Raw genomic sequence first — 19,441 nt, forward strand, 5'->3', positions numbered from 1 at the left:
AACAAGGAAGACTCATGTCACAGCAATCCGTCGTCATGGGGGGCGCGCCCGAAGGGTTCGACGCGCGTCTGGTTCTGAAGGAAATGGCGCGCGGTGGTAAGCCGGTGCTGCATATCGCGCGCGATGACAAACGGATGGAGGCAATGCGATCCGCGCTGCGGTTTTTTGCGCCTGACGTTCCCGTTGTCATTTTTCCCGGCTGGGATTGCCTGCCGTATGATCGCGTGTCTCCAAACGCAGATATCTCTGCGGCGCGGATGGCGACGCTTGCGGCTTTGGTGCACGGGTTGCCACAGCAGTTCATCTTGCTCACAACACTCAACGCTGCCATGCAACGTGTCCCGGCGCGGGAAGTTCTGAAAGAGGCTGCATTCTCTGCGCGCGTGAATTCCAGAATAGATGAAGATGCACTCCGCAAGTTCCTGGTTCGTATGGGGTTTTCACAAAGCCCAACTGTGATGGAACCCGGTGATTACGCTGTGCGCGGCGGCATTATCGATATCTTCCCCCCGGGCGAGAGCGGCCCGGTACGGTTGGATCTGTTCGGCGACACTTTGGATGGTGCGCGTCGGTTTGATCCCGCCACCCAACGTACGACAGAAAAACTCGATCTGGTGGAACTGGCCCCGGTGTCTGAGGTCATCCTCGACGAGGCCGCCATCACGCGGTTTCGCCAGAACTACCGTATTGAGTTTGGGGCAGCTGGCAGTGATGATCCGCTCTATGAGGCCGTAAGTGCTGGTCGCAAACATCAAGGGATGGAGCATTGGCTGCCGTTTTTCCATGAGCGGCTGGAGACATTGTTCGACTATCTGCCCGGAGCCACGGTCACATTGGATGATCAACTGACGCCTGCGCGGGTGGCGCGTTGGGACAGTATCGTTGATCAATATGAAACCCGCAAAATCGCGATGGACACCAAGGGACGGATGGATTCGGTTTATAAGCCGACCCCCCCGAAGAACCTGTACCTTGATGAGACCGCATGGAGCCACCAGATCAGCGCGCACCGCGCGGTGCAGTTTCATCCCCTGCCGCAGGCGTCTGGTCCCGGCGTGGTGGATGCTGGCGGGCGCATCGGGCGCAACTTTGCACCTGAGCGCCAGCAGGAAAGCATAAGCCTTTTTGGTGCCTTGGCGGACCATATCAAAGCAAGAATGACCAAAGGGCCGGTGGTTGTCGCCTCTTATTCAGAAGGTGCGCGCGAACGGTTGAGCGGCCTGATTGAAGATGAAGGGCTGGCTGAGACAATCGCGGTTGCTGATGGGCGCAGAATTGGCAAAGCGGGGCTGCATCTGGCCGTCTGGGCGCTGGAGCACGGATTCGAAGCACCTGATATGACGGTAATTTCCGAGCAAGACGTGCTCGGTGATCGCCTGATCCGAAAACCCAAACGCCGCCGCAAAGCCGAGAATTTCCTGACCGAGGCGCAATCGCTCTCTCCGGGGGATCTTGTTGTCCATGTCGATCACGGCATTGGTCGTTACATCGGGCTGGAGGTGGTTACAGCCGCCGGTGCAGCACATGAGTGTTTGCTGTTGGAATATGCCGAAGAATCAAAGCTCTATTTGCCCGTTGAGAATATCGAACTGCTGTCGAAATACGGTCATGACGAAGGGCTATTGGACAAGCTCGGTGGTGGCGCATGGCAGGCTAAAAAGGCACGCCTGAAGGAGCGTATTCGCGAGATGGCGGATCGATTGATCCGTATTGCTGCCGAACGCGCATTGCGCAAAGCGCCAGCCATGGATCCACCGCCGCACGCATGGGAGGAGTTCTCGGCACGGTTCCCCTATCAGGAAACCGACGATCAGCTGCGCGCCATTGAGGACGTGATGAGTGATCTGAACTCGGGCCAGCCGATGGATCGCCTGATCTGCGGCGATGTGGGCTTTGGTAAGACAGAAGTGGCGATGCGCGCCGCATTTGTCGCCGCAATGTCTGGGCTACAGGTCGCCATTGTTGCCCCGACCACATTGCTTGCCCGTCAGCACGCGGCCGGTTTCAAAGAGAGGTTTAGAGGATTTCCTCTAGAAGTCAGGCAGTTGTCGCGGTTTGTTCCCGCAAAAGAAGCCAGTCAAACGCGCGAGGGTCTGGCCAAAGGTACGGTTGATATCGTTGTCGGTACCCATGCGTTGCTGGCCAAGAACATTCGCTTTCAAAATCTGGGCCTTCTGATCATTGATGAGGAACAGCATTTTGGCGTGGCTCACAAGGAGCGCCTGAAACAGCTCAGATCCGATATTCATGTGCTCACCCTGACCGCAACACCAATTCCACGCACACTTCAACTTAGCCTCACAGGGGTGCGTGATCTTTCGATTATTGGCACACCGCCCGTGGATCGCCTTGCCATTCGCACTTATGTGACGGAGTTCGATGCCATCACCATTCGCGAGGCGCTGCTGCGCGAACACTATCGCGGTGGGCAGAGTTTCTACGTCGTGCCGCGGATCTCTGATTTGCCGGAAATTGAGGCCTTCCTTCAGGAGCAACTGCCGGAGCTTAGCTATGTGGTGGCAAACGGTCAGATGGCGGCAGGGGAACTCGACGACCGGATGAACGCCTTTTACGACGGGAAATACGATGTCCTGCTGGCGACGACGATTGTGGAATCTGGTCTCGATATCCCAACTGCCAACACGATGGTGGTGCATCGCGCAGATATGTTCGGGTTGGCTCAGCTCTATCAAATACGGGGGCGTGTTGGACGCTCAAAGACACGCGCCTATGCGTATCTTACGACAAAACCGCGCCAGAAGCTGACTGATAGCGCAGAAAAACGTCTGCGTGTTTTGGGATCTCTCGATACCCTAGGCGCAGGATTTACCCTTGCATCTCAGGACCTTGATATCCGGGGTGCAGGTAACTTGCTGGGGGAAGAACAGTCCGGCCAGATGCGCGATGTGGGCTATGAGCTGTACCAATCTATGCTGGAGGAGGCGATCGCCAAGATCAAATCCGGAGAGGTCGAGGGGCTGATTGAGGGGGATGAACAATGGGCGCCGCAGATTAATCTTGGGGTGCCGGTCCTCATCCCGGAAACCTATGTTCCAGATCTGGACGTGCGACTGGGGCTCTACCGCCGTCTGTCGTCGCTGACATCAAAAGTCGAACTGGAAGGGTTTGCCGCCGAGCTGATTGACCGATTTGGGAAATTGCCTAAGGAGGTCAACACGTTGATGCTGGTTGTTCGGATTAAAGCGATGTGCAAAAAGGCCGGTATTGCCAAGCTGGATGGCGGGCCCAAAGGCGCGACCATTCAGTTCCACAACGACAAGTTCGCCTCTCCGCAAGGCCTCGTCGAGTTCATTCAATCGCAGGATGGTTTGGCGAAGGTGAAGGATAATAAGATCGTTGTCCGCCGTGACTGGCGTAAAGACAGCGATAAGATCAAAGGCGCGTTTGCGATTGCGCGGGATCTGGCAGAGAAGATCGTGGCAGAACGTAAGAAAGCCAAGATGAGCTGATATCGCCTTATAAATGTCACGCAACGTATTGTGAAAAATATAAAAAGCCCCTCGCAGGTTCCGACAGCGAGGGGCTTTTATTTTTTATGCGGGGGCTGTCATCGCCTCAACGCGGCCCATCCAGACCATTACCGCAAAGGCGAGAGCCGCAGTACACAGAACGCCGCCAACCATCGGTACAACGGTTCCATCGAACAACAACCCGATCGGAGCGGCGATGAATGCCGCAGCCACGGTTGAGATCGCTCCCATGACCGATGCGGCCATGCCCGCGATATGACCCATCGGCTCCATCGCGATTGCGTTCAGGTTTCCAAGTGTCAGCCCAACCATGAAGAACACGCTCGTCTGCCAGAACACAAAAATATAGAAACTCATTGGATCGCTCAGCGACAGCCCCGTCAGAGCGAACATTGCTGTGCTGATCACGATCTGCGCGCCCAAAGCCCATGTCACCATGCGCCGCATCCCAACGCGTCCAACGAGCGACGCATTCAACAGGCTCGCGGTACCGGCCATCAGCGCGACAATCATGAACCAGAACGGAAAGCTCTCTCCGCGGTCAAAGACCACATCATAAACGGGCTGTACCATAATGATAACAGTGAACAACATGGACATGCAGAACGTCTGTGCGAGGATTGATAGACGCACGGTTGGATGGCTGACCATCTCTCGTAGGGCACCGATCAGTTGCGGCAGGCGGAACGGACGTCTGTTTGCTTTCTTCAGCGGTTCTTCTAGGCGCACCCCCATCCAAAGGACTGTGATCAGCGAGAACACAGCAAAAGCGGCAAAGATACCGCGCCAGCTGGAGATGGCGATAATCCCGCTACCCAAAAGCGGCGCAAATGCGGGAACCAAGGTGAAGATCATCATCGCAAGCGACATGATCCGCGCCATGTCACGACCGACATAGAGATCGCGAACAATCGCAAGCGCAACGACGCGTGGCGCGGCTGCACCTAGCCCCATCAGGAGGCGCGAAAAGAGAATGGTTTCGAGCGACTGGCTGAAATAGGAGGCGAGCGCGCCGAGGCAATAGAGGCTGCATCCGACAAAGATCACCGGTTTACGGCCAAAGGCATCGGACAATGGGCCGGTAAAGAAGGTCCCGAGCCCCATACCCATCACAAAGGATGTAACAATCAACTGAGCTTGATTTACATCATCCGGGCTCAGAGTGGCGCCAATATCCGGCAAGGCGGGCAGCATCGCATCAATCGAGAAAGCGATTGTTGCGAACATCATGGCGATCATGGCGATAAATTCGCCCTGCGACAGTGCTTTTTTGCGTGTTTCAATCATGTGTAACCTCTCACGGAGGCAAGAACGGGAGCGGACATTGCTCCGGGTTCGACCACCGGCAAGTATGGCGCTAACACGGATCTTTCGGGCCGGAAAGTGGTTCAACTGTTAAATGCGCGCACAAAGACCTGTGCGCCCGAAACAGATCGCCGGGTCCGCGCATCCCGCTAAACCTTAAAAACGATAGTGCTATTAATGTGTTGAACCGTTTGGTTCAGAATTATCGGCACTCTGCGCTGGTTCGCTAAGCTGTGAGCGAATATCCGCTATGACCTGAGCCCAAAGCTCTGGCTGCTGCGCGCCGGGGACCACATGTTGATTGGCAATGATGAAAGTGGGAACCGAATTTACGCCCATCTTTCGGGAATGCGCATCGCGAGAGCGAATCTCCTCGATGTCACTATCGCCTTCCAAGAGTTTCTCGACGACTGCGCGCTCCATCCCAACGTGTTCGGCCAGATCCGCGAGCACATTGGTGTCGCCGATATCTTTGCCGTCGACAAAATACGCTTGAAACAGCGCATCCACGATTGCGGATTGCTTTGCTTCCAGTCCGGCCCAGTGGATCAGGCGATGAGCGTCGATCGTGTTTGGCGTGCGCTGCATCGCTTCGAAATTGATCTCCACACCGGCTTCGCGTGCGTGGTCTGCGATCTGAGCGTAGACCTTTACCGCATTGTCTTTGCCACCAAATTTCGTTTCCAGATAGGTCCGCCGATCCATGCCGCCCTCTGGCATGTCGGGGTTGAGCTGAAACGGGTGCCATTCTACGACAAACGGGTGGTCGGGCGCATCCGCCAGTGCGCGATCCAAATGAGTCTTGCCGATATAGCACCACGGGCAGATTGGATCGGACAAGATATCGAGTTTTACATGCGCAAGCGGTTGGGTCATGGTTTAGTCCTTAAACAGATCGGGCAGGGCGCGGCGCAGGAGTTTGCCATTTGGGTTTGTCGGAAACTCGGCCAGGCGTTTGTAGGTTTTGGGGCGCTTGTACTCTGCCAACCGCTCCTGTGCAAAAGCATGCAGATCCAATTCGGTCACATCGTCGCGACCCTTGTAGAAACCTGCGATGATGCGAACGCCGGGTTTTACCTCAACCTCCGCAACGGCGAACTGCATAAGCGCGGGATGGTTGGCGAAGATGGCTTCGACTTCCAAGGGGGACACGCGATAGCCGCCCGCATTCATCATGTCGTCGTTTCGGCCACAATAGGTGATCTGGCCGCTCTCCTGCATGATCCCGCGATCACCGGTCAAAAACCAATCGCCGGCATAACGCGCGCGGGTTTCCTCAGACGCGTTGATGTAGCCGATCATCAGGCCGGGGTCGTCACGGTGGATTGCGATGATGCCTTCAGTTCCAATGGGAACAGGGCCGTCTTCACCAAGGATCGCAATCCGGCGCCCGATCTGTGGTGTGCCAAGGTTTTGGGGCTCTGAAGGGCGATGGGGCGCGGACGAAATGAAAGTCGAGCACTCCGACATTCCAAACGCCTCGTAAATGGCGGTGCCAAGGCGGGTCTGCCATTGTGTTCGAATATCGCTTGAGAGCTTCTCACCTGCGGCAAGCCCATGGCGCAAAGCGGGCAGTTTGGGAAGGGTCTCTGATTTTAAGATCTTCCGGTAAACACCGGGCACAGCGGCAAATATAGAGGCTTCTGTGCGTGCTAGAATTTCAGGCAAGCCAGCCAGATCTGTATCTGCAGCAGGAATAACTGCCGTGGCGCCAACGGACAGCGGGTCCATGATCCCGGTCCCAAGTGTGAAGGTCCAGTTGAAAGCACCAGCGTGCAGCAAGCGATCCTGCGGCCGAAGGTCGTACCAATCTCTGATCATCATACGACGCGCCCAGATTGCGCGATGGGCATGTCCAACCGCTCGCGGTGTCCCTCCGGTGCCCGAAGTATAGACGATATAGGCAAGCTGGTTTGGGTCACTGTGCACAAAATCAGCAGCCGGGCAGTCGCGCATCTTTTGCAAGTCCGGCAGCGATAGCTGGCGATCATGTGAAACCGTGCTGATCCCCGGCGCGGAAACGACACCAGCAGGATTGAGGTCGCGCGCAATGCGTTCGACCTCTCGGGGTGTCAGTTGCGCAGACGTGGGAACGGGGATGATCCCAACGCTGATAGCGGCCAGGAAAACGATTGGAAAATCAAACGTATTTCCCATCCGCATCAATAAGATATCGCCCGTATTAAAACCAGAATTGAGCAGACCCGTTGCGGTACCGCGCACGGCGGCAGAAAACGCCGCATAGGACCAGACCTGATCGTCCTTGTTCCCCGATATCAGGATAGCGGGATGCTCTGCGCGTGCCTCAGCATGCTGCAGAACATAGGCTGCAAGATTAAATGGCACGGGGCAGGCTGGCGGGCCGCCATTGTCAAAAATGGAAAGCATGATGAAATGCCTAACCTGCGACATAAATTCGGGCAAGTGAGCGTTGCAAGGCTCACGTCGCAGACTTATAGGGTTTTCATGCAAGAACGCGATCCGAAGAAACTGATCTCCATCGCTCACGCCAATGGCGAGCAGAGCGCGCCGGAAGCCCTCGATTTGGGGGCGCGGGTGCGAGAGCTACGCAAACAACGTGACTGGACCTTGGAACATGCCGCCAGTCAGGCAGGGCTTGCGCGTTCGACGCTGTCCAAGATCGAGAACGGCCAGATGTCGCCCACTTATGAGGCGCTCAAGAAGCTGGCGGTGGGCTTGCAGATTTCAGTGCCGCAGCTGTTTACACCGCCACAGCGCGATCAGGTCAACGGGCGGATGATCGTCACCAAGGTTGGCGAGGGTTCCGCACATGCGACTGCCACCTATGAGCATGAGTTGCTCGCGGATGGGCTGACACGCAAAAACATGTTGCCGTATCGCGCACGGGTCCGGGCGCGTTCCATGGATGAATTTGATGGCTGGGTGCGCCATGATGGCGAAGAGTTCATGTATGTGCTGACGGGTGTCGTTAAGCTCTACACGGAATTTTATGAACCAGTGGAAATGCGGCGTGGCGACAGCGCCTATTACGACGGTGCGATGGGGCACAATGTGATTTCCGTCAGCTCTGACGATGCAACCATCCTCTGGGTCACCTCGCTGGTTCAGGTCTGACGCGTTACGCCCTGAGGCGCTAGCTGGGCATGCTGAGTTCGGCTCTCAGGCTCTCCAGATAAAGAAAATCCCGCATCTCTTCGCGGGCTTCTGTCATTGATATACCTTGTGATGCCGCAAGCGCCCGGATCAGGTCATCGGCTTGGGTCTGGGCGCTGAGCATCTGGTCCACGACAAGACCGGGGAACCGCTGTCGTAGGCGTGGCAGGCTGCGCGCCAGGTCGAATTCAGTGCAATTCATCATCGGGACACTCGCATCTGGGACACAATTCGAACTTACAGACGCAAATCTAGCAAGAAAGTATAAGCCTGTCAGCGAAATTTGAAGGTTTTGAAACATTCGGCGAGGAGATGCTGACCGAAAGATATCGGGCCGGTCTGCGAGAACAGGTGTTTTGAGGTCAAATTTTCGAGGCCGAGTACGCGGTAAGTTCTTTATGTCGCGTAAAAAAACCGGCCCAGTGGGCCGGTTTGATGGTTATTCTGAGGCCTGCCACCAGACTTCAGGCATGTAGTATTCGCCATCTCCATAAATCGGAATGCGCATCGGGTAGCGAAGCTGCGAGTCATGCGCGATCCGGCTCTTGGCATATTGCCAGATGGGGATCACATAGCGCCCAGCGGTCAACACCCGGTCCAAAGCGCGAGTCGCCGCGATAAACTCATCCGACGATTTCGTCGTCAGCATATGTTTGATCATGGCCTCAGCGGCGGCGCTGTTCATTCCCATCAGGTTGCGGGAGCCGGGCAGATCCGCACCGTCGCTGCCCCAATACAGCATCTGTTCATTGCCGGGACTCAGCGACAGTGAGCGGCGAAAGAAGGTCAGGTCAAATTCATAGGCATTCTGCCGCTCGACATATTGGGCACTGTCAACCAGATCGGCGGTCATCGTGATCCCGAGGCGCGAGAGCGCATTGGCATAGATATCGACGGCCTTTTGCATCTCGGCTTCACCAAGATTGCCGTGCTGGAGCAGGACCTTCAGATGCATCGGTTCGCCCTCGGCGTTTTGAAGCACGCCCTCATCGACAGTCCATCCCGCATCCTGCAGGAGCCCACGGGCGCGACGCAGATTGGCGCGGTTGCGCTCGCTGCCGTCACTGACGGGCAGCTCATACCCCTCCAAAGTGCCGGGAAGCAGTTCATCTTTGTAAGGATCCAACAGCGCGGCCACCCGTCCAGTGGCGGCGCCGGGCTGCATCGACAGGTAAGAGTTGGAGAAATACGAGGTGATGCGCGGCAAGCGCCCACCGGTCAGCGTGTCATTGATGAATTCGTAGTTGAAGGCCTCAATCAACGCCTGACGCACACGCCAGTCATCAAGCGGGGCGCGTCGGGTGTTCATTACCAAACCTGTCATGCCGGAGGGTTTCTGATTTGGAATTTCGGTCTTGATGACCGCGCCATTTTGCACCCGCGCAAAGTTATAGTCGCTACTCCACTTGGCGGCATTGAATTCACGCACAGCAGACAACTCGCCCGCCTTGAAGGCCTCAAACAGCACCGTCTGGTCGCCAAAGAACTCCAACCGCATTTCGTCAAAGTTATTTGTGCCTTGGCGTAGCGGCAGATCTTTGCCCCAGTAGTCTTGGTTGCGGGTGAATGTGATCGATCGACCCATCTCAAAATCACTCACCACATAAGGTGCGCTGCCCAGAGGGGCCTCATCTGGTGCCGCATCCGCAAAGTCGCGCCCTTCCCACTGTGCTTTTTTCAAGATCGGTCGCAATCCTGCGATCAACGCAAGCTCGCGGTCTTCGACATTAAAGGTGAGGCGGACACTGCGCGGGCCGGTTTTCTCGATCTTATCCACCTTGGTCCAGAACCCGCGATACCGCAGGTTGCCCTTGGTGCCGAGGGTTTCATAGGACCAAATGACGTCCTCGACTGTCACCGGGCTTCCGTCAGAGAATCGCGCTTCTTCGCGCAGCGTGAATTCGACCCAAGAGCGATCTTCGGGCGTTTCAATCGATTCGGCGAGCAACCCGTAGAGTGAAAACGGCTCGTCATAAGACCGCCCCATCAAACTCTCGTAACCCCAAAACCGCATTTGCCACGGCGGATTGCCTTTTTGTGTAAATGGATTGAGCGAGTCAAATCCGCCCAAATTTCCAAAAACGACCGTACCGCCTTTAGGTGCATCCGGATTTACATAAGGAAGCGATTTAAACCCACGCGGCAGAGCCGGATCGCCATACATGGCAATACCATGGGCTGATTCTGCGGATGCGAGAGTCGCACTCGCCAGAAGTGCGATTCCGGTCATTGTCGACCGGATAGATGAGAAAAATAATGGTCTCATTTTGAGAACAATCCTGCGCTGCCCTTATTTTCATAAGCCCCGAAGCTATCCGGGCCTTGAGGGGAGTTCAAACTTTTAGCTTGGACCGAGGCCGGAAATTGCTTATAACAGACTCACTGCTCGATAGGTTTCTTGCCTGTATGAAACCTGCCTCAATAACTGAACGCCGGCTTCGTGCCGGCGTTTTTTTCTTTTTTACGGGCACAGCTTCATTTGAACAAAAAACCGAGTGGTTGAGGCCTGCTGAGATATTTTCCCAGCGATGAGGCGTTTATTTTGCGCTTGCAGCATGCAAAGCTGTCGTAAATTTCACGTACGATATCGCAGAGGAATGCTCATGTCCGTCAAAGGTAAAACCGCCGTCGTCACCGGGTCCAACTCCGGAATCGGTTTGGGTGTCGCTCGGGAGTTGGCCAAAGCTGGTGCCAATGTCGTTTTGAACTCCTTTACAGATCGCGACGAAGACCACGCCATTGCTGCCGAGATCGCCAAGGAGTTCGGTGTCGAGGCCCGCTACATTCAGGCTGACATGTCCAAGGCCGATCAATGCCGTGCGTTGATCGAAAACGCCGGGCAGTGCGATATTCTGGTCAATAACGCAGGCATCCAGCATGTCGAGCCGATTGACACCTTCCCGACTGAGAAATGGGACGCGATCATCGCGATCAACCTGACCTCTGCCTTTCACACTACCGCAGCCGCTTTGCCAAAGATGCGCGCAGCCGGGTGGGGCAGGGTGGTGAATATCGCCTCTGCACACGGCCTCACGGCCTCGCCCTATAAATCCGCCTATGTGGCCGCCAAGCACGGGATCGTCGGCATGACCAAGACCGTGGCGCTGGAAACCGCAGAGGAGCCGATCACCTGCAATGCGGTGTGTCCGGGCTATGTTCTCACCCCATTGGTCGAGGCGCAAATCCCTGACACCATGGAGAAATACAACATGAGCCGCGAGGATGTGATCAAGAAAGTGATGCTCGAACGCCAACCTTCGCGCGAATTTGCAACGGTTGAGCAGCTGGGCGGTACGGTGAACTTCTTGTGCTCTGACGCCGCAAAGCAGATCACCGGCACCACCATCAGTGTTGATGGCGGCTGGACCGCGCTTTGAACTGACAAAATTTCACCTGCCGCTGCCGGGGCGTATGTTCCGGCAGGTACTGGTGAATTATACCGCAGATAACAGGACGGCACATGGTCAAACGCATCAATCTGGCTCTGCAAGGCGGCGGCGCACATGGCGCGTTTACGTGGGGTGTTCTTGATCGGATATTGGAAGATCCGGACATTGAGATTGCCGCCATAACCGGGACCTCGGCCGGGGCGCTCAATGGAGCAGCCTTCAAGGCGGGCATGGCCAGAGATGGGCGCGCCGGCGCCAAGGCCGCGCTGGATCGGCTGTGGGCGCGCATGGGGGCCGTGGGCGATATGCGCATGGCCAATTGGATAGCTGGCTTTGACGCGGGCCCGTTGCTCAACGCGCTCAAGGTGATGGCGCCATTCTCACCAATGGAGGCCATCAGCCAGGCTGTTTCGCCTTACTCCTACGGCCCGTTTTACCGCAACCCGCTGCGACCGGTGGTCGAGCAGTTCGACTTCGGTGCGGTTTGCGCAGATGCGGGGCCTGATCTCTATATCTGCGCAACATCCGTACAAACCGGCAAAGTGCGGGTGTTTTCCGGAACAGAAATCTCGACCGACGCGATTTTGGCCTCTGCTTGTCTTCCCAACCTGTTTCAGGCGATCGAGATTGAAAACCCTGCTACAGGTCAGTCAGAGGCCTACTGGGACGGGGGGTACACCGGCAACCCTGCGCTTTTTCCGCTGTTTCAAGACCAACTGCCTGACGATCTCGTGGTGGTGAATATCAACCCATTGGTGCGTGAAGAAGTTCCCAAAACCGCCCATGACATCCAGAACCGAGTGAATGAGATCAGCTTCAACTCTTCCTTGCTACGAGAGTTGCGCGCGATCTCCTTTGTTCAGAGGTTGATCGCAGACGGAACCATGGAACGAGGGCGTATGAAACGAGTTCTGGTTCATATGATTGCCGATGATGATCTGATGACGCGGCTGTCGGTCACGACAAAACTCATCCCGATCCCGCAGATCCTGCACATGCTGAAGGACGCGGGCAGAGAGGCCGCGGATGGGTTCCTGAACCAACACTCTGATGACCTAGGACAGCGCCAGACCGTCGATCTTGTCGAAATGTTCGGCTGATCTACTGATCCTTTGCGGCTTTGGCGTTTGCGATCTCCACCGGGTCTTTGCCGTTCGGATAGACAAGGCCTGCAGAAATCACCAGCTTTGCTGCATCCTCGACGGTCATGTCCAGCTCAACCACATCTTCTTCGGGAAAGTAGAGCAGAAAGCCCGATGTCGGGTTTGGTGTTGTCGGAACAAACACGCTGATCAACCGTCCACTGGTCTCAGCGCGTTTGACGATCTCGCCTTTTGCCGTGGTCGAGATAAAGCCAATCGCCCAGATGCCACGACGCGGGTACTGGATCAGACAGGCTTTTTCGAAGCTGCGTTCACTTTGTGCGAAAACCGTTTCAGAGATCTGTTTGATGCCAGAATAGATGGAACGCACGACGGGCATGCGATCCACAAGCTGTTCGGCATAGCCAATCAAAGACCGGCCGATGATGCCTTTGGCAATCCAGCCCACAACGATGGTGAACAGCAGAAAGATGATCAGCCCGACGCCGCGCAGATTGATGCCGATATATTGCTCGGGCTGGAAGGTATGAGGCACGAGGGGCAAGACCACACCATCGACCCAGCCCATCACCGACCACAATAGCCAAATGGTCAATCCAACCGGTGCAATGACAACAATGCCCGTCAGGAAGGAAGACCGCAGCCGGGCAAAGAGCCCGGGACGGCGTGGCGGAGGCGGGGTCTCGTCAAATGGCGTGTTCATATTCTGCTGTCTGATTGGCTCGCATGCAAGTTAGGGATTGTTGCCCCTAGCTACAATGCTTTCACATGCGGCCTGTTGCGATTGTCTCAAAGTCTGGCCAATTCTTTTGCAATCTCTGCGGCAAGGCGGGCGTTGTTGCGCACGAGAGCGATATTGGCCTCAAGAGAGCGACCTTCGGTCAGCTCAAAAATGCGCTGCAGCAGGAAGGGGGTCACATCCTTGCCCGTTACACCTTGCGCATCCGCCTCGCTTTGCGCCTGTGCAATGATGGGGGCCAGATCCTCTGCAGGAATTTGCTCTTCTGCAGGGATCGGGTTTGCCACCAGCTGACCACCGGGAAGCTCCAACGCACCACGCAGGAAATGGGCGCGGGCAATATCGGCGGCGCTGTCAATGCGCAGCGGCGCGCTCAGATCAGAGGTCGCCGACCAGAACGCAGGGAAGCTGTCCTGACCGTAAGCGATCACAGGAACCCCTTGGGTTTCCAGAACTTCCAGTGTCTTGGGCACATCGAGGATCGCCTTGGCACCAGCTGCGACAACGGTCACTGCGGTTTGAGCCAGCTCCAGAAGATCGGCAGAGATGTCAAAGCTGGTTTCCGCACCTTTATGAACACCACCGATACCGCCAGTTGCAAAGACGGAAATCCCCGCAAGGCGCGCAGCAATCATGGTGGCGGCTACGGTGGTGGCTCCGGTGCCACCCGACGCCATGCAGGCGGCGAAATCTGCGCGCGAGATCTTTGCCACACCTTCGGCCTGACCCAGCGATTGCAATGTGTCGGCCTCAAGCCCCACATGCAACGTGCCCTTGATCACTGCCATGGTAGCGGGAACTGCGCCAGCGGCGCGGATATCTGCTTCTACCTGCGCCGCCACTTCGACGTTCTGCGGGTAAGGCATACCATGGGTGATGATGGTGCTCTCAAGCGCAACAATGGGTTTGCCCTCAGCGCGGGCAGCTTCGACTTCGGCGGAATAGGTGATGTCGATCACAGGGGTGGTTCTCCGGATACATAGGTTGCAGCGGCATGAAGGGCAGAGGCGAGCGCACTGTCGCGATCTTCTCCCCGCGCTTCTGCAGCGATATGGGCTGCCATGAACGTATCGCCAGCGCCGGTGACCCGGGCGACGGTTACGCGTGGCGGAACTTGGGTGCGTGCACCGCTGGCGTCAGCTTCGGTGGCGGATTGTCCACCATCGGTGACCAAAACGCGGGCGGCACCGCGTGACAGGAGCGCATGGGCTGCGGTTTCACTGTCGGTGAAGGTGTCCTGACACAAGAGGCCCGCTTCCTCTAAGTTCACATAGAGGGTGCCTCGCTGGTGGGTCAGGAACGGACGCAGACGCTCGGCCTTGCCCGGTGAGGCCGGAGCCACGCGCAAATCCGCGCCATCAAATGCCGGATGGGTTGCGATGTCATCAAGGAGCGCGAGCTTCAGGTTTCCATCCAGCGCGATCGGTCCAACAAAGGGCTGCGCGGAGGTGCCCAGAGGCCCCTCAACCAGCGGGCGCAGGATCTTGTCTCCAGCGGCCTCAAGCGAATGCGCATCCGCAATGGCCGCGATCAGGCCATTCGCCCCCTCAACTGCCATATAACGGTCGGTCGGCAGATCCTCGGAGCGGTAGAGATAGTCGGTGATCAGGCCAAGATGACCGCAGGCCGTGACCAGTTCGTCACCTTCGGGATCGCGACCAATGGCACTCAGAACGGCGGGTTTCATCCCGAATCGTGCAAGCGTCATGGCGATGTTCATGGCAACGCCACCGGGCAGGCGCGTGATGCGACCGGGCATGTCAGAGCCGCGCTGCATCTCCATAGTGCTTCGCCCGATTATGTCCCACAGGACAGAGCCGACGCAAAGGATATCAGGTTTGGAAAAATCAGCGCTTTCAGTCATATGGATCTCATGCCGCCTTTCAACGCCCCCCGCAAGCACATTCGCAAGCGGGAACAATCGCCTTCATATCAGAACCATTTGACGGGATGCACAAAAAATAGCTCGGCGCAGGGCCGAGCCTGGTCATAAGGGGGCTTACCCCTTACTTTGGATCGCTCTTGAGGGAGATCAGCTCATGGCTACCTGAAGCGCTTTCATAGCGGCGACAGGATCATCCTCCCGCCAGATCTCTTCTCCAACAGCAAAGAAGTCGGTGATCGGAGAGATATTGCGCACAACCTCGGTGGTGAGCCCGCCTTCGGCCACAACGGGGACTTCGATCATTTCGGACCACCACTGGAACAGCTCCGCCTCAGCGATCGCACCATCGCCCAGACCGGAGGTTCCAACCGGACCAAAACAGACGTAATCCGCGCCAGCTTCACCGGCGGTGATGCCCTCATGTCGGGAGGCACCGCAGAAACAGCCGACGATGGCCTCTGTTCCCAGCGCCTTGCGCGCGCTGCGCACCGATTTCGACGAATCCGACAGGTGCACCCCATCCAGCCCCAGCCGCTCTGCAAGGATCTGATGGTCAGAGATCACAAGTGCGATGTCGCGCGCATGGGTCACCTCGCGCAGCGCATCGGCAGCGCGGCTCAACGTGTCCTCATCGCGGCTCACCAGATCCAGACGCACACAGGCGACCTCGATCTCATCCAGCACCCGCGCGAGCTGCCCTGGAAACTGCCCCAGCTCAAAGCTCGGCGGCGTGACCAGGTAAATCTGCGGCTGCTCCGGTGTCTGCTCTGCGCTGTCCATTGTCAGGGCTCCTGTTGGCATGATTGGCGGGTATTTACCCGAATTCACGCGCAACGCAAGGATTTGAAGGGGGTTGATGCGGGTTTTCCAGTGGCGAAGGCTTGCCCCAACCCGGCGCAGACAGTAAGGCAGAGCCGATTTTTCCGGAGTTCGCAGATGCCCACAGACCGCCCTCAACCTCACTTTGTGCTTGTCCGCCCGCAGATGGGCGAAAACATTGGCGGGGCCGCGCGTGCCATGTGGAACTTCGGCCTCGACCGGATGCGAATTGTCGCGCCCCGGGATGGCTGGCCGAACCAGAAGGCGGTCGCCATGGCCTCCGGTGCAGGGCGGTTGCTGGATGAGGCGCAACTGGCACAGGATCTGCCCGAGGCCTTGACAGACTGCACCTATGTTTTTGCCACCACGGCCCGGCCACGCGAATTGACCAAACCCGTCTTCAGCCCCGAAGGTGCGATGAAGAAAGCCGCAGAGCTGTTGGGGCAGGGTGAGAAGGTCGCCGTTCTCTTTGGTCCTGAGCGTGCGGGGCTGGAAAATGATGACATCGCCAAGGCCAACGCCATCATCACCGTGCCGGTCAACCCGGAGTTTGCGTCTTTGAACCTTGCGCAATGCGTCCTGCTCACTGCGTATGAGTGGCGACGTCAGGAAGAACAGGTCCCGGATGAGACCTTCGAGATCGGCAAATCCGACTGGGCTACGGGTCAAGAGATTGAAGCGCTGGTCACACATTACGAGGAGCGTCTGACGGAGGCGGGTTACTTCTTCCCACCGGAAAAGGCGCCGGGCATGAAGACGGTTTTCCGTAACCTCTGGAGCCGGATGCGCCTCACGCGTGCGGATGTACAGATGTTGCATGGCGTGATGCGACAGATGGTCCGTTGGAAGCAACACGGGTCAGACTAACTCTGTCTGGACCTTTTCCCCCTCAGACCCTAGCGTCCCGCCAGATGAAGATGTGAGGCCAAGATGAGCAATCGCACGATTTTTGAGGAAGTTTCCTCCGACAGCAAACAACAGCCCACACCGACCCCCGGCGGTATTGATCGCAAACGCCGCGGCGCGCGCGGTGCAATCCGCGTCTGGCTTGCTGTGCTGTTTGCGCTGGTGGTGGCGATGATCGCCGTTGGCGGGCTGACGCGCCTGACGGATTCCGGTCTGTCGATTACAGAGTGGCGGCCTGTGACCGGAGCGATCCCTCCGATGAGTGAGGCCGACTGGCAGGCAGAGTTCGAGAAATACCAACAAATCGACCAGTATCACCTGTTGAACAAGTGGATGGAATTATCTGATTTTAAACAAATATACTGGTGGGAATGGGGGCACAGGCAGCTGGGCCGCGTCATGGGCCTGATCTGGGCGGTTGGCTTCCTGGGCTTTTTGGTTACGCGCAGCATTCCCACTGGATGGACAGGGCGGTTGCTGCTGCCCGGTATTCTCGGCGGCGTTCAGGGCGCGATCGGCTGGTGGATGGTGTCGTCTGGCGTGACGCTTGGCGAAGGTATGACCGCTGTTGCCTCCTACCGGTTGGCGACGCATCTTGGCTTGGCTTTTGTGATCCTCGGTTATTTGGCGTGGTTTATGTTCATGCTTGGCCGTGAAGAGCGCGACCTGATGCAGGCGCGGCGCTTGAAAGAAACGAAGATCTTCGGGATGAGCACCGGACTGTTGCATTTTGCTTTCCTGCAGATCCTGCTGGGCGCGTTGGTGGCTGGCATTGATGCGGGCCGATCCTATACCGACTGGCCCTTGATGGGTGGACAGATCCTGCCGCCGCGTCCGTTTATGATTGAACCCATCTGGAAAAACTTCTTTGAAAATCCGGGGTTAGTTCAGTTTATTCACCGGGTTTCTGGCTATCTCTTGTTTGCATTCGCCATAGTGGTCTGGCTGCGCGGGCGTCGAAGTGCAAACCCAGCGACACGGTTCGCCTTCAACGCGGTGTTTGCGGCCTTGAGCCTGCAGATCGTTATCGGCATTGTAACCGTATTGACTGCGGCTCCCGTGGAAATTGCCATCGTTCACCAAGTTGTGGCTGTTCTGGTCTGGGTGTTGATCTTGCGGGCACGCTTCTTGGCCGCCTATCCTGTTACGACTTCTATCAAAGGACATTAGAAACATGAGTTCTTTTGACGAACTGATTGCTTTTGAACGCGAAACACAGGCGCTTGGGCAAATCGCGGGCCGTCTTGGCTGGGATCAGGAAACCATGATGCCACGCGGAGCTGCCCCCCAGCGCGGTGAGGAAATGGCCGCAATCGAGGCGGTGCTGCATGCGCGCCGATCAGACCCGCGGGTTGCGGACTGGTTGGAGGCCGCCAAGGCACCGGACGACATCGGCGCTGCGCAGTTGCGTGAAATTCGCCGTGCCTATGAGCGGGCCGTTAAGGTGCCCGGTGAGCTGGCAAGCAAGATCGCCCGCGTGACGTCTGAGGCGCAAGGAAAATGGGCGCAGGCGCGTGCGGATGAGGATGTCGCAGCATTCCTGCCGGTCCTCGAAGAGGTCGTAGCGCTGAAGCGGCAAGAAGGTCAGGCGCTGGCCGCCGGTGGCAACCTCTACGACGCAATGGTCGCAGATTACGAGCAGGGCACAACCTCCTCTGAAATCGCGGAAATCTTTGATGCCATGCGTCCTGGACTGGTGGATCTGCGTGCGCGTGTACTGGAGCAGCCAACCCCGGCCGGTCTGGCGGGCACCTTTGACGAGAACGCGCAGATGAAACTGGCGCGCAAGGTCGCCAAGACCTTTGGCTACGATATGAGCCATGGCCGCGTTGACAAGGCGGTGCACCCGTTCAGTTCCGGCAGCGGTCTGGATGTGCGGATCACCACGCGGACCAATCCGCTTGATCCGTTCAACTGCATCTACTCCACCATTCATGAGGTCGGGCACGGGGCCTATGAACAGAACATCGACCGCGTGCATCTGCTGACGTCGCTGGGGCGTGGTGTGTCCATGGGCGTGCATGAAAGCCAGAGCCGGATCTATGAAAACCAGATCGGGCGCAGCCGCGCCTTCACCAGCTGGTTGTTCAAGGAAATGAAAGAAGCCTTTGGCGACATTGGTGTTTCTTCGGAAGAGGCGTTCTATGCGGCGGTGAACCGGGTGCAGAATGGCTACATCCGTACAGAGGCCGACGAGCTTCAGTACAACCTGCATATCATGCTGCGTTTCGATCTGGAGCGTGCGCTGATGCTGGGAGATCTGGAAGTTCAGGATCTTGAAGCTGCGTGGAACGACCGTTTCCTCGCGGACTTTGGTTACCCGGTCGACAAGCCTTCAAATGGCTGTTTGCAGGACGTGCATTGGTCCGTTGGCCTGTTTGGGTATTTCCCGACTTATTCGCTGGGCAATGTCTATGCTGGCTGCCTGCATGAGGCGCTGCGTCGTGATGTAGCTGATCTGGATGCGCAGCTTGCCGAAGGTGATACCTCTGCTGCGACCGGGTGGTTGCGGGAAAACCTGCAACAGTTTGGCGGATTGCGCGAACCGCGTGACACCATCACCCATGCCGCAGGCTCCGCGCCGATGCATCAGCCGCTGATGACCTATCTTGAGGCGAAGTTCTCCGAGATTTACAATCTGTAACAGGTGCTTGCAGGCCAAATCTGAG

16 protein-coding genes are annotated in these 19,441 nt (G+C 57.2%); 7 read left to right on the plus strand and 9 right to left on the minus strand.

The features are described 5' to 3' along the window. Nucleotides 1-14: 14 nt before the first annotated feature. Nucleotides 15-3,470, plus strand: coding sequence for a transcription-repair coupling factor (gene mfd, locus QNI81_RS06400; protein ID WP_283967736.1), 3,456 nt, complete (start codon nt 15-17; stop codon nt 3,468-3,470). An 84-nt stretch (nt 3,471-3,554) separates the two neighbouring features. Here mfd and QNI81_RS06405 read toward each other — a convergent pair whose 3' ends face one another. From QNI81_RS06405 to QNI81_RS06415, 3 genes are all read right to left on the minus strand, one after another. Further along, nucleotides 3,555-4,778, minus strand: a complete 1,224-nt coding sequence (locus QNI81_RS06405) for a multidrug effflux MFS transporter (RefSeq protein WP_283967737.1) — start codon at nt 4,776-4,778, stop codon at nt 3,555-3,557. A 192-nt stretch (nt 4,779-4,970) separates the two neighbouring features. Further along, a complete protein-coding gene (locus QNI81_RS06410) occupies nt 4,971-5,672 on the minus strand; it encodes a DsbA family oxidoreductase (RefSeq protein WP_283967738.1) in 702 nt (233 codons plus the stop codon). A gap of 3 nt (nt 5,673-5,675) precedes the next feature. Next, complete coding sequence (locus QNI81_RS06415; RefSeq protein WP_283967739.1) at nt 5,676-7,184, minus strand: class I adenylate-forming enzyme family protein; 1,509 nt, start codon at nt 7,182-7,184, stop codon at nt 5,676-5,678. Nucleotides 7,185-7,262: 78 nt separating this feature from the next. Between QNI81_RS06415 and QNI81_RS06420 the strand changes: the two genes are divergently transcribed. Further along, the gene (locus QNI81_RS06420; RefSeq protein ID WP_283967740.1) at nt 7,263-7,892 is read left to right on the plus strand and encodes a helix-turn-helix domain-containing protein; all 630 of its coding nucleotides are present in this window, start codon (nt 7,263-7,265) and stop codon (nt 7,890-7,892) included. A 19-nt stretch (nt 7,893-7,911) separates the two neighbouring features. On the opposite strand, the gene QNI81_RS06425 is transcribed toward QNI81_RS06420, so the two are convergent. Next, nucleotides 7,912-8,136: a hypothetical protein gene (locus QNI81_RS06425; protein WP_005611535.1), complete on the minus strand. Its 225-nt coding sequence runs from the start codon at nt 8,134-8,136 to the stop codon at nt 7,912-7,914. Nucleotides 8,137-8,370: 234 nt separating this feature from the next. After that, nucleotides 8,371-10,197 (minus strand): extracellular solute-binding protein, encoded by a 1,827-nt coding sequence (locus tag QNI81_RS06430; RefSeq protein WP_283967741.1) that lies wholly within the window; start codon nt 10,195-10,197, stop codon nt 8,371-8,373. Nucleotides 10,198-10,534: 337 nt separating this feature from the next. Here QNI81_RS06430 and QNI81_RS06435 point away from each other — a divergent pair, with 337 nt between their 5' ends. After that, nucleotides 10,535-11,308, plus strand: a complete 774-nt coding sequence (locus QNI81_RS06435) for a 3-hydroxybutyrate dehydrogenase (RefSeq protein ID WP_114963779.1) — start codon at nt 10,535-10,537, stop codon at nt 11,306-11,308. Between the two features lie 83 nt (nt 11,309-11,391). Next, a complete protein-coding gene (locus tag QNI81_RS06440; RefSeq protein ID WP_283967742.1) occupies nt 11,392-12,420 on the plus strand; it encodes a patatin-like phospholipase family protein in 1,029 nt (342 codons plus the stop codon). 1 nt (nt 12,421) lies between these two features. Here QNI81_RS06440 and QNI81_RS06445 read toward each other — a convergent pair whose 3' ends face one another. The 4 genes from QNI81_RS06445 to QNI81_RS06460 form a co-directional block, all read right to left on the minus strand. Further along, nucleotides 12,422-13,126, minus strand: a complete 705-nt coding sequence (locus QNI81_RS06445; protein WP_065329386.1) for a DUF502 domain-containing protein — start codon at nt 13,124-13,126, stop codon at nt 12,422-12,424. 86 nt (nt 13,127-13,212) lie between these two features. After that, on the minus strand, nt 13,213-14,121 hold the full coding sequence (locus tag QNI81_RS06450) for a pseudouridine-5'-phosphate glycosidase (protein ID WP_283967743.1): 909 nt from the start codon (nt 14,119-14,121) through the stop codon (nt 13,213-13,215). Continuing rightward, on the minus strand, nt 14,118-15,026 hold the full coding sequence (locus QNI81_RS06455; protein ID WP_065324079.1) for a PfkB family carbohydrate kinase: 909 nt from the start codon (nt 15,024-15,026) through the stop codon (nt 14,118-14,120). Before QNI81_RS06455 ends, QNI81_RS06450 begins: the two co-directional genes overlap by 4 nt. A 168-nt stretch (nt 15,027-15,194) precedes the next feature. Continuing rightward, nucleotides 15,195-15,827, minus strand: a complete 633-nt coding sequence (locus QNI81_RS06460) for a thiamine phosphate synthase (protein ID WP_283967744.1) — start codon at nt 15,825-15,827, stop codon at nt 15,195-15,197. A 156-nt stretch (nt 15,828-15,983) separates the two neighbouring features. Here QNI81_RS06460 and QNI81_RS06465 point away from each other — a divergent pair, with 156 nt between their 5' ends. The 3 genes from QNI81_RS06465 (at nt 15,984) to QNI81_RS06475 (ending at nt 19,416) form a co-directional block, all read left to right on the plus strand. Next, nucleotides 15,984-16,733 (plus strand): RNA methyltransferase, encoded by a 750-nt coding sequence (locus QNI81_RS06465; RefSeq protein WP_283967745.1) that lies wholly within the window; start codon nt 15,984-15,986, stop codon nt 16,731-16,733. A gap of 63 nt (nt 16,734-16,796) precedes the next feature. Continuing rightward, complete coding sequence (gene ctaA / locus QNI81_RS06470) at nt 16,797-17,942, plus strand: heme A synthase (RefSeq protein ID WP_168594553.1); 1,146 nt, start codon at nt 16,797-16,799, stop codon at nt 17,940-17,942. A 4-nt stretch (nt 17,943-17,946) separates the two neighbouring features. Then, nucleotides 17,947-19,416 (plus strand): carboxypeptidase M32, encoded by a 1,470-nt coding sequence (locus tag QNI81_RS06475; RefSeq protein WP_283967746.1) that lies wholly within the window; start codon nt 17,947-17,949, stop codon nt 19,414-19,416. The last annotated feature ends 25 nt before the right edge of the window (nt 19,417-19,441 follow it).

It is taken from the genome of Tritonibacter sp. AK171 (genome assembly GCF_030127025.1).
GTDB classification, from domain to species: domain Bacteria; phylum Pseudomonadota; class Alphaproteobacteria; order Rhodobacterales; family Rhodobacteraceae; genus Epibacterium; species Epibacterium mobile.